Genomic DNA, 17,408 nt, shown 5'->3' with positions numbered 1-17,408 from the left:
CAAGGACAACGTCCAGCACAAAATAATTCAAGCCAAACTCCTCGTTCAAACCAAAATGGTAGCAGTCAAGGACAACGCTCGAATGATACTACTACTCAAAACCGCAATAGCAACAATAACAGCAACAACAGAAATAATTATGGCAACCAAAATCGTAACAACAGTTTCGGTGGTAACCAAAATCGTAATAAAAATAGATATAATAAAAAAGGCAAAAAAGGCAAGTATCAACCAAGTCAAAAACCTGCCGTACCACCACGTAAATTCCGTGAACTTCCTGAAGTTTTGGAATATACAGATGGCATGAATGTAGCGGATATTGCGAAGAAAATCCATCGCGAACCAGCTGAAATCATTAAAAAATTATTTATGATGGGTGTTATGGTCAACCAAAACCAACCATTAGATAAAGATACGATCGAATTGTTAGCAACAGACTATGGTATCGAAGCACAAGAAAAAGTAACGATTGATATTGCTGATATCGACCGCTTCTTTGATGCAGAAGAAGTAGACGAAGATAAATTAGTTTCTCGTCCGCCAGTAGTAACAATCATGGGACACGTCGACCATGGTAAAACAACGCTTTTAGATACATTACGTCATTCACGCGTAACAAGTGGTGAAGCGGGAGGTATCACGCAGCATATTGGTGCTTACCAAATTGACATTAATGGCAAACCAATTACTTTCTTGGATACACCAGGACATGCGGCCTTCACAAGCATGCGTGCACGTGGAGCAAGTATCACGGATATCACTATCTTAGTTGTTGCAGCAGATGATGGTGTAATGCCGCAAACAATCGAAGCCATCAACCATGCGAAAGCAGCGAAAGTACCAATTATTGTGGCAGTCAACAAAATCGATAAACCAGGTGCTAACCCGCAACATGTGATGCAAGAATTAAGTGAATATGAATTGATTCCTGAATCATGGGGCGGCGATACGATTTTTGTAGAAATTTCTGCAAAATTCAATCAAAATATCGAAGAACTTCTAGAAATGATTCTTTTAGTTGCAGAAGTAGAAGATCTTAAAGCTGATCCAACGCAACATGGTATTGGTACAGTTATTGAAGCTCGTTTGGATAAAGGCAAAGGACCAGTTGCGACATTATTAGTTCAACAAGGAACTGTTAATGTGGGTGATCCAATCGTAGTAGGGAATACTTACGGTCGGGTACGTGTAATGACGAATGATATTGGTCGTCGTGATAAATCCGCTGGACCTGCTACTCCTGTTGAAATTACTGGGTTAAATGACGTGCCTCAAGCAGGCGATCGTTTTGCTACTTTTGAAGATGAAAAAACCGCTCGTGCTGCTGGTGAAGAACGTGCGAAACGTGCATTGCTTGAACATCGTAGTTCTAATGCTCGTGTAACCTTAGATAACTTGTTTGATTCTCTTAAAGAGGGTGAATTGAAAGAAGTTAACGTGATTATCAAAGCTGACGTTCAAGGTTCTGCTGAAGCATTGGCCGCATCATTGAAAAAAATCGATGTTGAAGGTGTTCGTGTGAAGATCGTCCATTCAGCTGTTGGTGCCATCAATGAAAGTGACGTTACATTAGCTGCCGCAAGTAATGCGATCATTATCGGATTCAATGTACGTCCAACACCACAAGCTAAACAACAAGCGTCTGCTGAAGAAGTTGATATTCGTTTGCACCGCATTATTTATAAAGCGATCGAAGAAATCGAAACAGCGATGACAGGATTACTTGATCCTGAATTTGAAGAAAAAATCACTGGTCAAATGACTGTTCGCGAAACTTACAAAGTTTCAAAAGTTGGGATCATTGCCGGTTGTTACGTCAATGAAGGTTCAATCCAACGTGATAGTGGTGTCCGTATCATTCGTGATGGCATCGTTATCTACGAAGGTAAATTAGCCAGCTTGAAACGTTTCAAAGATGATGTTAAAGAAGTGAAAATGGGCTACGAATGTGGCGCCATGATTGAAAATTATAACGACCTTAAAGTTGATGATGTTATTGAAGGCTTCGTTATGCAAGAAGTGAAGAAAAAATAATTTCAGATAACCTTCTAATGTAAACAACGATTCTTGTGACCTACTATCAATAGCTTTAAGTAGTTATTGGTAGTAAGGCTAAACAAGAAGAAAAGAAACTTTAATAGGTACAAGGAGGTAGCTATTATGCCAAATTATCGCGATCGTCGTCTTGCACAAGAAATCTTAAAAGAGGTCAATGATATTTTACGTAAAAAAGTTCGTGACCCTCGTGTCCAAGAAGTGAATATCACAGATATTCACGTAACGGGTGATTTACAGCAAGCTACGATTTATTACAGCTTGTTATCTGATAAAGCTTCAGATAAGCAAAAAGCGCAAGAAGGATTGACGAAAGCCACTGGCTTGATTCGCCGTGAATTAGGTCAAGCCTTGTCGATTTATAAAACACCAGAACTATTTTTTGAATTGGATGAATCGGTTGAATACGGTTCTAAGATTGATCAAATGATTCGTGATTTAAATAAAGAATAAATTCTTTAAAACTCGAAATTTTTCGAGTTTTTTTTTGCATTCTTAGTGAAATACTGTTACATTGTATGAAGTTTGTAAATAATCCTTTTGCTGGATATTTCAAGGAGGCAAAGTTAAGAAATGACAACGGAGTTTGAAGAACGGATGAAGGCTCTACATAAAGAATTTGATGAATTAAGTCCGGAAGAACGTAAAGCAGTAAAACAAAAAATTAAAAGAATCAATGTTTTAACTTCTCGCAAGTTGGATCGAATGAAACACGAATTATTACGTATGGAAACAAAAAGAGCACAACTTTCTTTAGATGGTGAATCAAAAGAGCTGTCAGAATTAGAAGACCGTATTATAAATAAAAAAAGAGAATTCTTAAAAGTATTATTTAAAGCAAAAGAGAATTGTTCTAAGAGGTGATTGAATGGGCCTAGTTGAGATTATCATCATCATAGCTATCTCCATAACCTTATCGAATGTTCTAGCAAAAGTTTTCCCTTCATTCCCTATTTTTATGATTCAAATTATTATTGGCATTATTCTGGGTTTAACGGAAGTAGGAAGCTCAATCAATTTTGAATCAGAAGTTTTCCTGGTCATGATTATTGCTCCTTTACTATTTCGTGAAGGTGAAACGGCGGACATCCCTTCGATCCTTAAACATTTTGGTTTAATTCTGCTACTTGCGTTTGGCGGCGTCATTCTTACACTCTTTGGTTTAGGATACGTTTTACATTGGATTATCCCTACGATTCCATTAGCTGCTTGTTTAGCTTTTGGTGCTTCGCTAGGTCCAACAGATGCAGTGGCGGTAAGTTCGTTGGCGAAACGGTTAAATATACCTGACTCTATCATGCATGTGTTAGAAGGCGAGGGGCTGATCAATGACGCGACTGGGGTTACGGCTTTCCAGTTTGCGGTAGCAGCACTTTTGACAGGTCAGTTTTCTGCGGCAGATGCGTCCATATCTTTGGTTGAATCAAGTATTGTTGGTGTCTTAGTCGGTTTAGTCATTATGTGGGTCAAAAACGAAATTATCAAAATCATCGAACGAATTTCGGCGCAAGATATTTCGGCCTACTTATTAATTGAATTGATTTTACCATTTTTGGCTTATTTCATTGCTGAATTATTCCATGCTTCAGGAATCATTGCGGCGGTTGTAACTGGTGTGTTGCAAGCGACTGGTTTTCGCAGAGTCAATTTGTTTGAAGCCCAACTTTCAAATGTAACTGAAACCTCTTGGGGCACGATTAGTTTTATGCTGAATGCATTAGTATTTATTTTCTTAGGCATTGAATTGTCGCAAGTCTTTTCCCCTGTATGGAACAGTCGGAATTATTCCAACTTGCATTTGTTGGAGATCGTTTTGTTATTAACCGCATTACTATTTGTTTTACGTTTCTTGTTTGTCAGTCTATTTTATATCGTTACGCAAGGCTGGAGGAAAAGTAATGAGCAGTTAAAAGATCGGTTACTTCTAACATTTGGTGGTGTCAAAGGGACTGTCAGTATCGCAACTATCTTTATTTTACCTACGACGATCAATGGGATGGATTTTCCTGATCGTTCCTTACTCTTGTTCATTACCGCATGTGTCACCTTTTTGACATTGATCATTGGGATGATTATTCTTCCGATTTTATCTGAAGGAGAAGTTATTCCACCGACCGATCCGAAGTTGATGTTGATCTTTAGAGATGTCATCAGCCAATTATATGATGATCTGGAGAACAAAGAATTAAGTGATAAAGAGCGATTTGCTTTGCAAGCAGTGATCGCTAATTATCAAAATCGAGTACAGTTGGTTTTTAATAATTCAATGCCCGAAAGTGCGCAACAAGAATTTCAAGAAATCCAAGCACTGATTATTTCCGTAGAACGAGATGGACTAGATGAGAGTTTCCGTCGTCATGTAATCGATTCTGGAGCATATCGTTTGTATTCACGCTTTATTTCAAATGTATCCGAATCGGTGACTAAACAAATGCTCTCTTTGCTTAGTTTTTGGTTGATTTTTGTGAGAAGGATCATTCGAATTATTTTGCACCCTAAAATGTTTTGGGAACGACGTAAGAACCAAAGAGAAACTGTTGATAATGAGGATATTTCAGCATTAAGAAAAGTCTTCTTGCGTAACAGTGAAGCTATTTTAGACAGTTTAGAAAATTTACGTGATGTTTATGATGAAGATCTGATTGATTTCTTTGTTGATGAACGAAAAAATTTAATGAAACAAGTCGAAAATCATGGCTTATTTGGCACCTATTTAATTCAACAAGATCCACTATATTCAAAAGAATTGATTCGTGGATTTTATTTGGAAAGAAAATTAATTGATGAGTATGAAGTAAATGGTGACATTAGTAATTTTGTAGCCAATGATTACCGACATCAAGTCAATCAATTAGAATCCTATGCGATCCAGCAACCGAGTGATCCAAGCATCAAATTTGTGATGAATCGGCGCAAAAAGAAAAAGAATAAAAACAAATAAACCATCATACTTGCTGTGATGGTTTTTTCTTATCCAGAATTTTAGATTCAGGTAAAACACGGGTTCTTATTTCTTTGTTTAGCTATGCTATAATGGGAATGTTGAATATTAAATGAAATGAGGAACAGCGATGGACGGGATCTTACCGTTATGGAAAGAGCGCGGCATGACGAGTCATGACTGTGTCTTTAAGTTAAGAAAAATTTTACATACAAAAAAAGTCGGTCACGGAGGTACTCTAGACCCTGATGTTGATGGTGTTTTGCCAATTTGTATTGGTAAGGGAACTAAAGTGATCGAGTATCTTCAAGAGAGCGGAAAAGTTTATGAAGGAGAAATAACTTTAGGCTTTTCGACAACAACCGAAGATCGTAGCGGAGAAATTGTAGAAGAAAAAGCGGTTATGACAGGATTGAGTGAAAGAGAAATCGATCAAGCAATGGCGACGTTTATCGGAACGATCACTCAAGTACCACCAATGTACTCGGCAGTTAAAGTAAACGGACGCCGCTTGTATGAGTATGCTAGAGCAGGTGAAACGGTTGAACGGCCTGAGCGCAAAGCGGTTATCGAAAGTTTTAAGCGCACAACGAGGCCTGTTTATAATGAAGAAACTAAAACTCAAAGTTGGCGATTTGAAGTTAGCTGTGGCAAAGGGACGTATGTGCGGACATTGGCAGTTGATTTAGGAGCCAAGCTTGGCTATCCGGCACATATGTCAGATTTAACTCGGTTGGCTAGTGGGGGCTTTTCTGTGGGCCAAGCAGTGACATTAGCTCAAGTTGCTGAATTAATGGAAAAAGAACAAATCGATCAAGCTTTACAACCAATCGAGGAAGCGATGAAAGATTTTCCAAGAATTGATTTAAGCGATGCTGATTGGCAAAAAGTTAAAAATGGCCAAGTTTTGCCAATGAAAGATTTTGGACTAAAAAAAATGCCGGATCAACTGCTTGCTTTTTTCTATCAAAATCAATTAGTTAGCATGTATGGTCAACACCCTGAAAAAAATTGGTTGTTAAAACCAAGTAAAGTAATCCGAAACGAGGTATAACCATATGGAAATAATTAAATTACACCACCCGTATAAGCTTGAAGAAATTCCTCAAGACGATTGTGTGTTGATCTTAGGTTTTTTTGATGGTGTGCATCGTGGACACCAAGCAGTGATTGAAGCGGGGAAAAAAATAGCTCAAGAAAAAAACTTGAAATTAGCGTTGATGACCTTTAATCAACATCCAGCGGTTGTTTTTCAACGGGTACAAAGTAAACCGATCAAGTATTTATCTACATTAAAACAAAAAGAGAGACATTTAGCTGCCTTAGGAATCGAAAGATTATATGAAGTAGCATTCACGTCATCATTTGCAGCATTATCGCCACAAGAGTTTGTAGATCAGTATATTGTAGGTCTGCACGCAAAAGTAATTGTTTCTGGTTTCGATTATACTTACGGCAAAGGGCCAAAAGCAGATGCCAAACATCTGCCGGATTATGCTAAAGGCCGTTTTGAAGTCGTAACAGTCGCTAAAAAAACCGAAGATGCTGAAAAAATCAGTTCTTCGCGGATTCGTCGTTTGCTATCTGAAGGTAGATTAGACGAAGCCAATCATTTATTAGGTTATGTGTATGAGACTAGTGGGACTGTCATTCATGGTGAAGCACGGGGACGGACGTTAGGTTATCCGACGGCGAATATTCAGGTGCGAGAAGACATGAATCTGCCAAAAGAAGGTGTTTATGTTAATCAACTTGAAATTGATGGAAAATGGTACCCAGCGATGGGATCGATCGGACACAACGATACGTTTGGGCCAAATCGAATGTTGACGGTAGAAATCAATATTTTAGATTTTAATCAAGAAATCTATGGTGAAAAAGTAAATGTTCGCTGGCATCATATGTTACGTGGACAAGTGGCTTTTGAATCGGTCGAAGGTTTGATCGAACAGCTAAAAGCAGATGAGCAAGCAACGAGAGATTATTTTAAAACGAATCTATAGTTTATAATCGATAATTCTAGCTAAAACTATTGTGAAACACAAAAAGCTTCAACTCAAATTGATTGAGTTGAAGCTTTTTGCTTGTTATTTAGTTGTGACAGTATTTTTCTTTGAAAAGAGACTTCCCCAGAAAATACCAGTTAATTGTGCAATAAAAAAGAGCAAAAGTAAAGGAATCGAAGCTATCAAAGGCGATGAAGAATGATAAAAGGTAGTAATAGGACTTTCTATCAAAACTAGAAAAATACTTAGTAAAAAATTTAGGCCATTACCAAAAATTAACAGTGGAATTTGATAGCTACGCTTAGCATAAAATCCAATGCTAATAGAGACAATAGTAAATAGTAAAAGCCCTATAATAGAATGAAAAAGATAATCCATCGCTAAAGTGATATGAACATACGGTATGATGAAAAAAATAAATGGCAACAAGCGAATTATTTTTTTGTTTAGCATGATGAAACTCCTTTTTAATTTATTTTTATATAGTTATTTTATGCTTTAAAATTACTCAACACAACGAATATAAAGAAAATACAAATAATTATTAACGTTATTTTATCTAAAATGAAGAAAACGTTATCAGAAATATAGGCGTTTTATAGTTTCTTTCACTTAAAAAAAATATTTTCTCATAATAAATTTTTTTTAGAGTAGTTATTTTTTTAAAATTATTCTCGTTTGACTAAAGAGGATCATAAGGAACCTTATAATCAGTGGAAATAAGCCTAAAATAGCATATAAAAATTTTTTCTTTACTATCTGAGTGATTGTGATAATATGATTAAAAATGGAGGGGTTATATGAATAAATTGCAAAATCGCTTTAACAAAAATGTTTATGAAATCGCGGTCTCATTAATTCGTCAATTTGATGAGAAAGTCTCAGGAATTCCAAATATGTTGAAGTTAACATTAGGTGAACCCGATTTTAATACTCCTGAACATGTAAAAGAAGCGGGACGTCAGGCTATCAAAGAGAATTTTAGCCATTACACAGGGATGTCGGGTTTAATGGATGTGCGGGAAGCAGCCAGCCGATTCTTGTCTGAAAAATATACCGTTAATTATGATCCCTCAACGGAAGTATTAGTAACGGTGGGAGCAACAGAAGCGCTATCAGCTAGCTTATTAGCTATATTAGAGCCAGGGGATAAAGTATTATTACCTGCACCAACATATCCAGGGTATGAGCCGTTAATTTTATTAGCCGGAGCAGAACCTGTATACATTGATACACGAGAATCAGACTTTGTGCTGACCCCTGAGCAAATTGATCAAGCGATGGCAGCACATGGTGATAAAGTCAAAGCCATCATTATTACGTCGCCTTCAAATCCAACGGGCGTGGCCTATAATGAAGCAGAAGTGGCGGCTTTAAGTAAAACATTAGCGAAATATTCAGTGTTCGTTATTAGTGACGAAATTTATAGTGAATTGAATTATGAAGGACAGCATGTTTCTTTTGGAAAATATTTACGCGAACAAACCATTTTGATCAATGGATTATCAAAATCCCATGCCATGACAGGCTGGAGAATCGGTTTTATTTTTGCCCCAGCAGAATTAGTTGCACAAATCATTAAGGTCCATCAATATTTGGTAACGGCAGCGGCTACTGTTTCGCAAAAGGCGGCGGTTCGGGCCTTGGTTCAAGGAATTTCAGATGCTGAAGTTATGAAAGAAGAATACCGTGAACGGCGTGATTTTGTTTATCAAGCGATGACAAAACTTGATTTTAAAGTAGCGCGTCCATCTGGCGCCTTTTATATTTTTGCTAAAATTCCTGCTGGCCAAGAACAGGACTCAATGGCATTTTGTATTGATTTAGCAGAAAAAAATCAATTAGCACTGATTCCCGGAATTGCTTTTGGACCTGAAGGGGAAGGTTATGTACGAATCAGTTACGCCGCTTCTATGGAAACGTTAGTGGATGCGATGACTCGTCTTTCAGCTTATATCAACGATTAAAAGAAAAAAACGATCAAATCATGAGTGATTTGATCGTTTTTGTTTATTTGTTTAAGTAATTGAATAATCCACTGATTGTTTTATCATCTAAAGAAAGTTCTTTGCCATCGACAGTTGCTTTGATTACATGATAGTAATCAGGTAGATCAGGGACTTCTTTGAATTGTGCTGCTACAAAATCACTAGGGCTGTTATAAGTTTTTTCTTTTTCTGCATCATTTAATTCATACGTAATAACTAACATAATACTCGCTTCTCTCATACTTAATTTTTATTACAAACGTATTATACACCTAAACTAATAAAAAGTAAGCAATTTACCTTTACTAAATATTTACAGTTCTTAACGGATCATTTACATCGTATCAATCAGATATTTACGTTGGACTGTTAAAGTAACTATGTACTAAAGAAAAGGTATGAGGAGTGTACTACATGAAAAAAATTATTTTGGCTTTAGCATTTTCAGGGATTTTATTAGCTGGTTGTGGCAATGGAAATAATGCAGCAACGTCTAGTTCTGCAAAAGAAGATACAGCAAAAATAACTGCCGTAGGTTCAACTGCGTTACAACCGCTAGTGGATGCGGCACAAGAAAGTTACACCCAAGACCATCCCAATATTCAAATTTCTGTTCAAGGTGGGGGTAGTGGCACGGGCTTGAGTCAAGTCGAGAGCGGTTCGGTTGAAATAGGCAATTCAGATGTCTTTGCAGAAGAAAAAGAAGGCGTCGATGCTAGCAAATTAGTAGACCACAAAGTAGCAGTTGTCGGCTTTGTACCAGTAGTAAATAAAGATGTTGGCGTTAAAAACATTACGAAAGAACAATTGATCAGCATTTTTACCGGCGAAATCAAAAACTGGAAAGATGTTGGCGGAAAAGATGAAGCTATTCAAGTTGTCAATCGAGCTGCTGGCAGTGGTACGCGAGCTACGTTTGAAAAATGGGCATTAAATGGGAAAGAGCCTATTCAGTCACAAGAACAAGATTCATCAGGGACGGTGAAAAAAATTGTAGCGCAAACACCTGGTGCAATCAGCTACTTAGCATTGTCTTATGTCGATGATAGTTTGCAAGCATTGGAGTTAGACGGGGTAAAAGCAACCAATGAAAATATCACAAACAATAAATGGACGATCTGGTCTTACGAACACATGTATACAAATGGAAAACCAGATAAAGCTTTAGCCGCTTTTCTTAAATACATGACAAGCGATGCGGTGCAATCGGGGCCAGTCAAAGAGTTGGGCTACTTACCGATCACTTCAATGAAAGTGGAACGCTCTGCTGATGGTACGATCAAATAATTGTTATTTCGGAGTGAAAAGCTTCCCCAAAGTTTTGATCCAACAAAAAGGCGCACGGAATTTCCGTGCGCCTTTTTTATTTATTGGGTAAGATTATTGTAAAGGCAGAGCCTAATTTTGGATGACTTTCCACGCGCACTGATCCGCCGAGGATTTCGCTATATTCTTTAACAATCGCCAACCCTAGACCAGTACCTCCAGAATGACGGCTACGAGCTTTATCGACACGATAAAACCGTTCAAAAATTCGTTTTTGATCTTCTTTAGACATCCCAATCCCATGGTCGGTCACAATGATTTCTAGTTTATCACTCAAGGTATAACTTATTTCAATCTGACTGTTTTCGGGTGAATATTGGATCGCATTTTCTAATAGATTTTTGACAATTGGTTGGAAAAAGGTCAAACGTGTTTGATAGAAACCACCGGATGGCCCGTCAATAGTAACCGTAATATCTTTTTTCTTCAAAATATGCTGGTATAGATCGATTTGTTGTTGTAAAAACGTATCGATTTCGATCGTTTGACGATCTTCTGCCAAATCATCGCTATCTTTTGAAAGTTCGATAATGTCTTGGATCAATCGCTGTAATCGTTTGGCATCATTTTCCATGATCGTCAAAAATTCTGTAGTCAATTCAGGATCTTCTTTCGCCCCATCTAATAAGGTTTCGGTAAAGCCTAGTAAAGAAGTAACAGGGGTTTTCAATTCATGAGAAACATTGCCAACAAAATCACGTTGGATTTTTTCTAAGCGTCGAACGTGTGTCAGGTCATAGACCGTTCCCATGATTTGATCACCACGGAGTTCGTTTTCGATATAACGTAAACGAATATCTAAATTCATCGAAGTGGGCAATTTTGTAGAAATTTCTCGATGGACTTGTCCTTTATCGACTAAAATTTGTTGGATTAATTGAATAAAGCGGTTATCAGCGATGACTTGCCAATAATAATGATCTTTGGCACCACCAATTTGTAACAATTCTTCCATTGCTGGATTGACCATACTGAAGCGCCCTTCGGTATCAATGATAAAGACGCCAATCGTCAATTCATGGAACAACGTAGAGAATTGTTCTTCCGTTGATGTGTAAGCGGCATAAGTTTCATTCAATTGTTCACTGATTTGGTTGACCGTGATATAGAGCTCTTTCCATTGGGAAGAGTGTTGCATGACGTAATTGCTTTTTTCAGGCGCCTTGAGCATCCGTTGCAACACGGGTAAAACGGCTTGGATCGGTCGATTTCGTTGATAAGTCAAATAACAAATGATCAAGTAAATAAATGTATAAAAGAAAAGTAAAATAATAAAAATTGTTCGTTGAAAGTTTCTCGTCTTGGGCTGAAATGCTGAGGTTCTTTTTGCGACCCGTAAAATCCCTATGATTTTGTCATTGGAACGAATTGGCTGAGCGGTATAAAGCAACTCAGTATTCAAAGTCGAACTGTAACGGACAGAGGCACCAACGCTAGCACTATTCAAGACCGTTTTTACTTCAGGTCGATCTTCACGACTACCGGTTAAATCAGGATCCGTACTATCAAAGATAATTTTGGCTTTAGAATCCATTAGTGTGATTCGATCATGAGCTTCTTGAGCAAAATGTTCGATAGCCGCTTGATTGGAACGCGAATTTAATGCTTCGAGATCCAATCGATGAATCATCAATTCACCATTACTGGTCAAAAATTCTTCTTGTTGTTCAAGTAATTCTTTATTATAAAAATGATTGGCCAATTTCCAACTACCAAAAAAAAGGAGACAAACTAAAAGAAACGGGATGAGATAATCTAAGTGTTTGCGTTTCATCGAGTTGGTACCTGGAATTTATAACCAAAACCACGGACCGTTTGTAAATATTGGGGATGTTTTGGATCAAGTTCTATTTTTTCACGTAAATGAGAGACGTGGACATCGACGATTCGGCTCTGACCAGAAAAGTCATAGTGCCAAATCCGATCTAATAGTGTGTCACGATCAATCACACGTTCTTTTCGTTTCATGAAATAAACCAGTAATTCAAATTCTTTAGGTGTTAATTCAATTTTTTTATCACGAACGGTTACTTGATAGTTTGACAAATCTGCCGTTATCTCTCCAGTAGTTAAAAATTCATGAGACACAGCTTCTTGGCGTGGTTCAACACGTCGAAAAATAGCTTTCATTCGCGCCAATACTTCGCGTGGCGAAAAAGGTTTAGTCAAATAGTCGTCTGCTCCGATTTCTAAACCTAAGATCCGATCAATCGCGTCATCCTTTGCAGTCAACATTAAAATCGGCGTATCGATTTTTTCTTGTCTCAATTTCCGCGCGATTTCTAAACCATCCATCGATGGCAACATGACATCTAAAATAATAAAATCAAATTTTTCATTCAAGGCCAATTCATACCCAACTTGGCCATCGTCTGCAGTCGATACTGCGTACCCTTCTTTTTCTAAATTAAAGCTCAGCAACTTTACGATCGAAGGTTCATCGTCTACAACTAACACGTGTTTCATAAGTATCTCCTCTCCTGATGTAAAAAAATATCCTAGTTTGTAGCGTTTTTCTTTTTTTAAAGAAGATTTAGGAAGGACTATTTCCATACATGAATAAATGGTATAATGTGAAAGCAGTTTTGTCACCTATTTTCTATTAAATGATGGGAGAAGAAACAATGCTAGGAATCAGTGCTTGCTTAGGTGGAATCGCCTGTCGATACGATGGCCAATCAAATGAAATCCTATTATTAAAAGAATGGGTGAAAACAAATCAAGCAATCGTTGTCTGTCCAGAAGTGCTCGGGGGGTTGCCTACACCAAGAACACCTGCAGAGATCCAAGGCGGAGATGGCTTTGACGTTTGGAATGATAGCGCAAAAGTGATCGATAAAAAAGGCAACGACGTGACGGAAGCATTTAAAGAAGGAGCGATTTTAGCTTTTGAACAGCTTCAACGCTTACAAGTGACCGAATTGATTTTGAAAGAAAAAAGCCCGTCTTGTGGTAGCAATCGGATCTACGATGGTAGTTTTTCTGGCAATCGGATCAACGGTGTCGGAGTAGCCACCGCTTATTTTATGCAAAAAGGGATAGCCATATACTCTGAAGAAAATTGGCAAGAAATGAGGATGACGTAGTGGAACTCGAAAAGACGAACCGAATGAATGCATTGTTTGAATTCTACGCAACGCTATTAACTGAAAAACAAATGAATTATATGGAACTGTATTACGCAGATGATTTTTCACTTGGTGAGATCGCTGAAGAATATCAAGTGAGTCGTCAGGCAGTTTATGATAATATTAAAAGAACTGAAAAAATCTTAGAAGATTATGAACGCAAACTACATATGTTTTCAGATTATATTGTTCGTGAAGAACAATTGGATAAGCTAGCACTCTATGTGACAGAGCATTATCCCAAAGATGAAGTTTTAGCTGCAGCAATCACTAATCTGCAAGATTTAGATGAATAGTAAACGATCATTACTTTGATCAAAAATAACATTTATTTGAGTGGAAACTAGACTCATTTACAGAAAGGAAAGTAATCAACAATGGCATTTGAAAGTTTAACGCAGCGTTTACAGTCTGCGATGGGGAAATTACGAAAAAAAGGAAAAGTAACAGAAGCTGATGTTACCGAAATGATGCGCGAGATCCGTCTGGCGTTATTAGAAGCCGATGTTAATTTACAAGTTGTAAAACAATTTACCAAAGAAGTCCGGACGCGTGCACTTGGCGTAGAAGTACTAGAAAGTCTTTCGCCCGCTCAACAAATCGTAAAAATCGTTGACGAGGAATTGACGAAAACTTTAGGTTCAGAAGCAGTCGGTATTGAAAAATCACCGAAGATTCCGACCGTGATCATGATGGTTGGTCTGCAAGGGGCAGGTAAAACAACCTTTGCTGGGAAATTAGCTAATTCACTGATCAAAAATGAAAAAGCCCGCCCATTGATGATCGCAGGCGATATCTATCGTCCAGCAGCGATCGACCAATTAAAAGTATTAGGCCAACAATTAAACGTGCCTGTTTTCGATATGGGAACAGAAGTAAGTCCAGTCGAAATCGTTCGCCAAGGGATGAAACAAGCGCGCGAAAATAAAAATGATTATGTTTTGATTGATACGGCAGGGCGTCTACATATCGATGAGACATTAATGGATGAATTAAAACAAATCAAAGAAATTGCACAACCAAATGAAATCCTATTGGTTGTCGATGCGATGACGGGGCAAGATGCCGTAAACGTTGCTGAAAGTTTTAACGAACAACTAGGTATAACTGGGGTTGTGATTACAAAACTTGATGGTGATACTCGTGGTGGGGCTGCGCTATCGATCCGTGCCGTTACTGGGGCTCCAATCAAGTTCATTGGTTCTGGTGAAAAATTAACTGACCTTGAAGTCTTCCATCCAGATCGGATGTCTAGTCGAATCTTAGGTATGGGTGATATGCTAACGCTGATTGAAAAAGCTCAAGTGGATTACGATGAGAAAAAAGCGGAAGAATTAGCTCGTAAGATGAAGGAAAATAGTTTTGACTTTAATGATTTCATTGAACAATTAGATCAAGTTATGGGCATGGGACCAATCGAAGATCTATTGAAAATGATTCCTGGAATGAGTCAAATGCCTGGAATTGAAAACATCAAAGTAGATCCAAAAGATGTCGAACGTAAAAAAGCGATGGTTTATTCTATGACTCCGGCGGAAAGAGAAGATCCCGATTTATTAAATCCTAGTCGCCGTCGTCGGATCGCTGCCGGATCCGGAAATTCAGTCGTTGAAGTCAACCGCATGATTAAACAATTTAAAGAATCACGCAAAATGATGCAACAAATGAGTAAAGGCAGTATGCCTGCCGGAATGGACCAAATGTTTGGTTCAGGAATCAAAGGTAAAATGGGCAAGATGGCTATGAACCGGATGGTCAAGAAAAATAAGAAGAAGAAAAAGAAACGTAAATAATCAATCAGGGTTGAGGCAAAAGGTTTTTCTACTTGTGCCTCAGCTTTTTTATTGTGTAAAAAACGAGTTCTGCTATACTGAAAGGGGAGCGTATGTTCGTTTATAATAAAAAGGGGGAGAACAATGGAACGTTGTAATTGGGCTGGAAGTAATGAAAATATGCAGATTTATCATGATACTATTTGGGGTGTTCCTGAATATGATGATCAACGACTTTTCCGTAAATTTGTTTTAGATATGAATCAAGCGGGATTGAGTTGGCAAACGATTTTAAATAAATCAGAAAGTTTTGATCAAGCGTATGAAAATTTTGAAATCGAGAAGGTCGCAAAATTTGATGAAGTAAAGGTGGAAGAATTGATGCAAAACGCTGGCGTGATCCGTAATCGGCGAAAAATTGAAGCAGCCATCCATAATGCACAAAAAATCTTAGAGATGCAAGCAACTGAGATGAGTTTTTCTGATTACTTATGGGGATTTACCAATCATCGAGTGATCGATGGCCAACGTGAAGTCCCGGCGACGACAGAACTTTCAGATAGGATTGCGAAAGATTTAAAAAAACGTGGTTTTAAATTTGTAGGAAGTACAACAATCTATGCTTTTTTACAAGCGGTCGGTATCGTCAATGATCATGAAAAAAATTGTTTTCGTTATGAAGAATTACAGTTGAAGTAAACGCTTTAAGTTATTTTTGGTTTTTTTCTTACGTTAGCGTTATAGTGAATATGTAGAAGAAAATGGGAGGGAATTATAATGGCGTGTACAACGATTTTAGTAGGGAAAAAGGCTTCAACTGATGGATCAACAATGATGGCGCGCAACAATGATATGTTTGTCGCAGATACACCACAAAAAATTCAAGTGATTCCAAGTAATGATCATCAAACTGGGAAATATGTTTCTAATAAAAATGGCTTCACTTTTGATTATCCAGCAAAAGCCTATCGCTATCAAATGGTACCAAATGTAAATGTTGAAAAAGAAGGTATTTTCGGTGGTAGTGGATTTAATGAAAAGAATGTCGGAATCAGTGCGACTGAGAGCGTCTATGCTAATGAGCATGTTCTAGCATTTGATCCTTTAGTAAAAGACGGAATCGCAGAAGATTCAATGGTTGTAGCAGTATTGCCGTATATCGATTCTGCTCGTCATGGCGTAGAATATTTAGGAGAGATCATCAGAAAATCGGGTTCTCCCGAAGGTAACGGTATTGTTTTTAGTGATAAGAATGAAGTTTGGTATATGGAAATCGTCACAGGACATCACTGGGTGGCCCAACGAATTCCTGATGATCACTATGCTGTGATTGCGAACCAAGTCGCTCAAGAAGAAATTGATTTTACGGATCAAGAAAATTTTATGTGGTCTGAAGGAATTCAAGAATTTGTTGAAAAAAATCATTTAAATCCTGATCATCAAGGCTTCAACTTCCGTCACATTTTTGGAACAGACACAGAAAAAGATCGTTATTATAATACACCTCGAGTGTGGTTTGGCCAACGTTATTTGAATCCGGAAATCGAACAAGATCCGGTATCCTCTAACTTACCATTTTTACGAAAAGCTAGCAGAAAAATCAGTTTAGAAGATATCGCATATATTTTGAGCTCTCACTATAATGAAACAGTTTACGATCCTTATGGTAAAGGAACAGAACGTGAAAAACATTTGTATCGTCCGATTGCGTTGAATCGAACACAAGATTCTCATATCATGCAAGTCCGAAATCATGTACCGGAAGAACTTTCGACTATTATGTGGGTTTGCTTAGGTGTCCCTGCCTTTAATCCGCACCTTCCATTTTATGGAAATGCAACAGATTCTGATCCAAGTTTCAACAATACTTCTCTTGATTGGAATTTAAAAGATGGCTATTGGATGTATCGCACGATCACTGCGTTGGTCGAAGGACATTATAGTGAGTTAATTGAATCTGATCAAGACTTTGTAAAAGATTGTCGTGAAAATTTGATTCGTCTAGTCGCCGAAACAGATCAACACGCAATCCAATTTCAAGGAGAAGCGTTGACCACTTATCTGACAAATCGTAACCATGAAATCGTTGAAGTGATGCAAGAAAAAGCAATGAAGTATATTGGACAACTAGTCAAAGACAGCATCGATTTATCAAAACTAACGTATAAAATGGATGTCAATTTATAAAAAAT

17 protein-coding genes are annotated in these 17,408 nt (G+C 37.7%); 13 read left to right on the top strand and 4 right to left on the bottom strand.

Annotation, left to right across the window (positions count from 1 at the left end; translation table 11 throughout):
* The 6 genes from infB to ribF form a co-directional block, all read left to right on the top strand.
* On the top strand, positions 1-2,034 hold a 2,034-nt coding region (infB, locus tag RV04_RS03930; protein WP_071857163.1), incomplete at its 5' end, for a translation initiation factor IF-2.
* A 126-nt stretch (positions 2,035-2,160) separates the two neighbouring features.
* Complete coding sequence (gene rbfA / locus RV04_RS03925) at positions 2,161-2,508, top strand: 30S ribosome-binding factor RbfA (protein WP_071857162.1); 348 nt, start codon at positions 2,161-2,163, stop codon at positions 2,506-2,508.
* 120 nt (positions 2,509-2,628) lie between these two features.
* On the top strand, positions 2,629-2,919 hold the full coding sequence (locus tag RV04_RS03920) for a hypothetical protein (protein ID WP_071857161.1): 291 nt from the start codon (positions 2,629-2,631) through the stop codon (positions 2,917-2,919).
* Between the two features lie 4 nt (positions 2,920-2,923).
* Complete coding sequence (locus tag RV04_RS03915; RefSeq protein ID WP_071857160.1) at positions 2,924-4,996, top strand: cation:proton antiporter; 2,073 nt, start codon at positions 2,924-2,926, stop codon at positions 4,994-4,996.
* A 130-nt stretch (positions 4,997-5,126) separates the two neighbouring features.
* A complete protein-coding gene (gene truB, locus RV04_RS03910) occupies positions 5,127-6,050 on the top strand; it encodes a tRNA pseudouridine(55) synthase TruB (RefSeq protein WP_071857159.1) in 924 nt (307 codons plus the stop codon).
* Positions 6,051-6,054: 4 nt separating this feature from the next.
* Positions 6,055-6,999 (top strand): riboflavin biosynthesis protein RibF, encoded by a 945-nt coding sequence (gene ribF / locus RV04_RS03905; RefSeq protein ID WP_071857158.1) that lies wholly within the window; start codon positions 6,055-6,057, stop codon positions 6,997-6,999.
* Positions 7,000-7,083: 84 nt separating this feature from the next.
* On the opposite strand, the gene RV04_RS03900 is transcribed toward ribF, so the two are convergent.
* Positions 7,084-7,455, bottom strand: coding sequence for a hypothetical protein (locus RV04_RS03900; RefSeq protein ID WP_071857157.1), 372 nt, complete (start codon positions 7,453-7,455; stop codon positions 7,084-7,086).
* A 347-nt stretch (positions 7,456-7,802) separates the two neighbouring features.
* Here RV04_RS03900 and RV04_RS03895 point away from each other — a divergent pair, with 347 nt between their 5' ends.
* On the top strand, positions 7,803-8,969 hold the full coding sequence (locus RV04_RS03895; protein ID WP_071857156.1) for a pyridoxal phosphate-dependent aminotransferase: 1,167 nt from the start codon (positions 7,803-7,805) through the stop codon (positions 8,967-8,969).
* A 43-nt stretch (positions 8,970-9,012) separates the two neighbouring features.
* Here the strand turns inward: RV04_RS03895 and RV04_RS03890 are convergent, their stop codons facing one another.
* Complete coding sequence (locus RV04_RS03890) at positions 9,013-9,213, bottom strand: hypothetical protein (RefSeq protein ID WP_084405508.1); 201 nt, start codon at positions 9,211-9,213, stop codon at positions 9,013-9,015.
* 191 nt (positions 9,214-9,404) lie between these two features.
* On the opposite strand from RV04_RS03890, the gene RV04_RS03885 reads away from it, so the two are divergent.
* Complete coding sequence (locus RV04_RS03885) at positions 9,405-10,277, top strand: phosphate ABC transporter substrate-binding protein PstS family protein (protein ID WP_071857155.1); 873 nt, start codon at positions 9,405-9,407, stop codon at positions 10,275-10,277.
* A 76-nt stretch (positions 10,278-10,353) separates the two neighbouring features.
* Here the strand turns inward: RV04_RS03885 and RV04_RS03880 are convergent, their stop codons facing one another.
* Together RV04_RS03880 and RV04_RS03875 are read right to left on the bottom strand one after the other, a co-directional pair.
* Positions 10,354-12,090 (bottom strand): sensor histidine kinase, encoded by a 1,737-nt coding sequence (locus tag RV04_RS03880; protein WP_071857154.1) that lies wholly within the window; start codon positions 12,088-12,090, stop codon positions 10,354-10,356.
* The gene (locus tag RV04_RS03875) at positions 12,087-12,782 is read right to left on the bottom strand and encodes a response regulator transcription factor (RefSeq protein WP_071857153.1); all 696 of its coding nucleotides are present in this window, start codon (positions 12,780-12,782) and stop codon (positions 12,087-12,089) included. The genes RV04_RS03880 and RV04_RS03875 overlap by 4 nt, the downstream gene beginning before the upstream one ends.
* Positions 12,783-12,940: 158 nt before the next feature.
* Between RV04_RS03875 and RV04_RS03870 the strand changes: the two genes are divergently transcribed.
* The 5 genes from RV04_RS03870 to RV04_RS03850 all read left to right on the top strand — a co-directional run bounded on the left by RV04_RS03870 (position 12,941) and on the right by RV04_RS03850 (position 17,403).
* Positions 12,941-13,402 carry a 2-thiouracil desulfurase family protein gene (locus tag RV04_RS03870; protein WP_071857152.1) on the top strand — a complete coding sequence of 154 codons (462 nt, stop codon included), beginning with the start codon at positions 12,941-12,943 and terminating at the stop codon, positions 13,400-13,402.
* Positions 13,402-13,740 (top strand): putative DNA-binding protein, encoded by a 339-nt coding sequence (locus RV04_RS03865; protein WP_071857151.1) that lies wholly within the window; start codon positions 13,402-13,404, stop codon positions 13,738-13,740. The genes RV04_RS03870 and RV04_RS03865 overlap by 1 nt, the downstream gene beginning before the upstream one ends.
* Before the next feature lie 81 nt (positions 13,741-13,821).
* Entirely contained in the window at positions 13,822-15,237 is a 1,416-nt protein-coding gene (ffh, locus tag RV04_RS03860) for a signal recognition particle protein (protein ID WP_071857150.1), read from the top strand.
* Positions 15,238-15,360: 123 nt separating this feature from the next.
* Positions 15,361-15,915: a DNA-3-methyladenine glycosylase I gene (locus RV04_RS03855; RefSeq protein WP_071857149.1), complete on the top strand. Its 555-nt coding sequence runs from the start codon at positions 15,361-15,363 to the stop codon at positions 15,913-15,915.
* A gap of 78 nt (positions 15,916-15,993) precedes the next feature.
* Positions 15,994-17,403 carry a C69 family dipeptidase gene (locus tag RV04_RS03850; protein WP_071857148.1) on the top strand — a complete coding sequence of 470 codons (1,410 nt, stop codon included), beginning with the start codon at positions 15,994-15,996 and terminating at the stop codon, positions 17,401-17,403.
* Positions 17,404-17,408: the final 5 nt, after the last annotated feature.

The sequence above is a fragment of the Enterococcus hermanniensis genome (genome assembly GCF_001885945.1).
Lineage (GTDB): Bacteria > Bacillota > Bacilli > Lactobacillales > Enterococcaceae > Enterococcus_A > Enterococcus_A hermanniensis.
This window is presented reverse-complemented; position numbering and strand designations above follow the sequence as displayed.